3 protein-coding genes, 2 pseudogenes and 1 other annotated feature are annotated in these 3,680 nt (G+C 53.9%); of the genes and pseudogenes, 4 read left to right on the top strand and 1 reads right to left on the bottom strand.

Annotated elements, in window-relative coordinates; genetic code table 11:
- Positions 1 to 436 precede the first annotated feature (436 nt).
- Positions 437 to 1,650 (bottom strand): IS3 family transposase gene (locus NG99_RS27015; RefSeq protein ID WP_408606444.1). Its coding sequence is split into 2 segments (ribosomal slippage): positions 437 to 1,362 and positions 1,362 to 1,650, totalling 1,215 coding nucleotides; the frame shifts between segments, so codons are not numbered across the junction.
- Positions 1,253 to 1,369: a sequence feature (AL1L pseudoknot), on the bottom strand. (Overlaps the previous gene by 117 nt.)
- Positions 1,651 to 1,701: 51 nt before the next feature.
- Here NG99_RS27015 and NG99_RS30475 point away from each other — a divergent pair.
- The 4 genes and pseudogenes from NG99_RS30475 to NG99_RS26995 form a co-directional block, all read left to right on the top strand.
- Positions 1,702 to 2,082 (top strand): annotated as a pseudogene (locus NG99_RS30475) (group II intron maturase-specific domain-containing protein); the annotation flags it as partial.
- A 243-nt stretch (positions 2,083 to 2,325) separates the two neighbouring features.
- Entirely contained in the window at positions 2,326 to 2,502 is a 177-nt protein-coding gene (locus NG99_RS30470; protein WP_408606445.1) for an HNH endonuclease signature motif containing protein, read from the top strand.
- Positions 2,503 to 2,573: 71 nt separating this feature from the next.
- Positions 2,574 to 2,954, top strand: a pseudogene (locus NG99_RS27000) (integrase core domain-containing protein); the annotation flags it as partial.
- A gap of 329 nt (positions 2,955 to 3,283) precedes the next feature.
- Positions 3,284 to 3,680, top strand: a 397-nt coding sequence (locus NG99_RS26995; RefSeq protein WP_034899901.1) for an Ig-like domain-containing protein, incomplete at its 3' end; no start/stop codon positions are given.

Genomic DNA, 3,680 nt, shown 5'->3' with positions numbered 1-3,680 from the left:
CAAATCTATGTACAGGCTCTTGCCACTCAGCGCTTAACAGACACATTACCGGACCGGAAGGCTGGTCCTGAATTTACACCACCTTGACGGACTCGACCTGATAAAACACTAGTTAGAACATTACCATCCTCTAAGTTATGAGTATCATTCTCAATTGCACCAGTCCAGGTTTCCGTGCTCAGACGCACGCCACTGATTGCTGATGCAGCAACTGTTTTGGTTATCCAGTCAGTCAGATACCCTCCCCATGCTGCTCCATAAATATTCCCATCCGTGCTCATATGAGATTCGCCGGCATATACCGATGATGGCGCTCGTAGAGTTCCATCATTACGAAACTCCATAACCTTTAAGTCCCCAGACTTGCCCAGATATACACGCCATGCCCAAAAATTGAACCGCCCCGGGTTTCCAGGAGAGTGTTTTGTCTGTGAACTCAGGCTGCCAGCTCCTTATTCACGATGGTAGCATAATATGCCTTTTCGGCTTCTGCCGGCGGGATATGGCCCAGCCGTTCCAGCAACCTGTGATTGTTGTACCAGTCCACCCACGCCAGCGTGGCCAGTTCCACCTCTGTCCGGCTTTTCCAGCTCTTACGGTGTATCACCTCCGCTTTGTAAAGCCCGTTGATACTCTCCGCCATTGCGTTGTCGTATGAGTCGCCTGTGCTGCCCGTCGATGCCAGCAACTCGGCATCCTTTAGCCGCTGTGTGTACGCCAGTGACACATACTGAGAGCCTTTATCGCTGTGGTGGATAGTGCCCGTGGGGCGTCTGGCCCACAGCGCCTGCTCCAGCGCGTCCAGTACGAACGCCGTTTCCATCGATGATGACACCCGCCAGCCCACGATACGACCGGCGAACACGTCTATGATAAACGCCACGTAAGCAATACCCTGCCAGGTGCTGACGTATGTGAAGTCTGCCACCCACAGCTGGTCAGGCTGCTCTGCCACGAACTGCCGGTTCACCCGGTCACCTGCAGCACCGTCTTTCCGGCTGACGGTGGTGCGGACCTTTTTGCCCCGAAGCACGCCGGCAAGCCCCATGGCCTTCATCAGCCGGGCCACTGTACATCTGGCCACACTGATGTTTTCCCTGAGTAACTGACGCCAGACCTTGCGAATGCCATAGACACTGTGGTTTTCATCGTACACGCGCTGTATCTCCGCCTTCAGAAGGTCGTCACGCCGCGCACGCAGGCTGCGTTTCTCCGGATGCCGGCAAAGCTGCTGATGCCGGTAATACGTTGACGGGGCGATATCCAGTTCATGGCATACCGGTCCGACCCCGTGTTCGTTGCGTAGTGCGTCCACCAGGGGCGCTACTTTTTCCAGAGGCGGTCGAACTCCGCCTTCGCAAAATAAGCGGAGGCCTGGCGCAGGATATCGTTACTACGGCGCAGTTCGCGGTTTTCACGCTCCAGCTCTTTCAGATGCTGGCGTTCGTTAACAGTGAGTCCGCTATCACCGCCACCGGCATCCCGTTGATGCTGACGGACCCAGACGCGCAGGGTTTCCGGTGTGCAACCGATCTTCGGGGCAATGGAACTGAGGGCGGCCCATTGTGAGTTGTACTCGTCCTGACTTTCCAGAACCATGCGGACGGCCCGCTGACGGACCTCAGGGGAAAAGCGAGTATTTTTAGTCATCCTGTTTACCTCTCTCAAAGAGTTTAGTCTCCAGGATTACCGGGGCGATTCAATGAGGAAAACCAGAAACGCCGGCCACGACGACTCACGCCGCGCGAATGTGCCCGCCTGATGGGCTTTGAGTCGCCTGGCGGAAAACCTTTTCGCATTCCCGTCTCAGATACTCAGTCCTACCGTCAGTTTGGTAATTCCGTTGTGGTACCGGTCTTTGAGGCCGTAGCTAAACTGCTGGAGCCGGTTATCGAAGGTAATAAAACAGCCAGGACCGACATACTGATTAAACGGCTCAACCCGCTGATCAGAGGCTGGACAAACTATCACCAGCACGTGGTGGCATCAGAGACCTTCAGATACGTCGACTTCCAGCTCTGGAAAAAGATATGGCGATGGTGTCTCAGGAGACATCCCTCCAAAGGAAAACGATGGATATGTCGTAAATACTTTGATGATCACTGGGTACTCCATGCAAGAGACGCGGTCGGAACCCGTTGGGCATTGCATAAAGCATCAGCAACACCCTTACGACGCCACATCAAAATACGATCAGCAGCAAACCCATATGCCCCCGAGTGGGAGACATATTTTGAGAAAAGACACGCGCTGACGTGGCTGAACTCTCAAAAAGGCAGAAGGCGGCTCGCAGCAATATGGCGCAGACAGGCAGGACGTTGCCCAATGTGTGAACAATTTTTCAGTAAGGAAACCGGCTGGAATATTCACCATATAATGCGAAAAACACAGGGAGGCAGCGACAGTTTGGATAATCTGGTGATGCTGCATCCTAACTGCCACCGTCAACTCCATCACAGTAGTGGAACCGGCTCTCGTTACAGAGAGCTTATAAAGGCTTGAGCGGAGTGCGGGGAAACTCGCACGCTCCGTTCTTAGGGGGCGGGAGCACAGCAATGTGCCCCTGCTACCCGACCACGTTCGTACTGGATGCGCTGGAACAGGCACTGTGGGGCCGCCGCCCGTCCGGCACCATCCACCACTCGGATAAAGGCTCGCAGTACTTGTCACTGGCATACACGCAGCGTCTGCAGGACGCGGACTTGCTGGCCTCGACGGGCAGCACAGGCGACTCCTACGACAATGCGATGGCGGAAAGCATCAACGGCCTTTACAAAGCGGAGGTGATACACAGACAGGGCTGGAAAAGCCGAGCAGAGGTTGAGTTGGCGACGCTGGCGTGGGTGGACTGGTACAACAACCGCCGACTACTGGAACGGCTCGGTCACATCCCCCCGGCTGAAGCCGAAAGAGCGTATTATGCTTCCATCGGAAACGGGGCTATGGCAGCCTGAGTTCGCGGACTAAAAACTCTCCCGGAAAACCGGGGCGGTTCAGTTCATATTTGGTGTCCACTATCCTCTCAGGAATTTCAGAATCTGCCAGACGGTGCTGAGACGACGCTTACGAATTTCCTATACGTGCACCGATCACCTTCACGGTAATACGCCCCCCAACTCAGGTAGTCAAATCCAGTGTGCGATCACAGGTTTGTGCATAATTTGACCAAATTGCACAGGCGTACTATTTTTAATTCAGTCTTATCACATCCCTGTTGTTTTCCCGTTTCATCTGATGATGTCACCATTCATTGCAGGCTCATTTATAAGGAAAACAGAGAGTCATGAACACCCTCAACAGTTTAGGCGCGCAGTCGGAGGTTTTTGCTTCTTATACGCTTACCCTGTCCGCTATCAGTGGCGCAGCTGCAAATGGCACGGATACCAATACCGTAACTGCCACCCTGATGTCAGGGAGTACCCATATTGTCGGTAAATCAATCATATTGAGCGTCACTGTCGGAAGCGCTATCTTTTCATCCTCAGGAATCGATACGGTGACTGTAATTACAGATGCACTGGGCGATGCCTCCGCGTTTCTTACCAACGCCACTGAAGAAACGATTACCATTAAAGCCTTCCTCGCAGAAGACGCCAGCGTGAATGCATCCGCATCATCGACTTTCGGAAGCAATGATGGTGGAACCCTGCCTGCACCGACCGTGACCGGAAATGACTCCG

It is taken from the genome of Erwinia typographi (genome assembly GCF_000773975.1).
GTDB classification, from domain to species: domain Bacteria; phylum Pseudomonadota; class Gammaproteobacteria; order Enterobacterales; family Enterobacteriaceae; genus Erwinia; species Erwinia typographi.
The sequence above is the reverse complement of the archived record's forward strand: the minus strand, read 5'-3'. Positions and strand labels throughout refer to the sequence as shown.

What these genes read in the sequence shown, in the direction of transcription:
- NG99_RS30470 (WP_408606445.1), top strand. Translation starts at nt 2,326, where the DNA reads ATGTGTGAACAATTTTTCAGTAAGGAAACCGGCTGGAATATTCACCAT.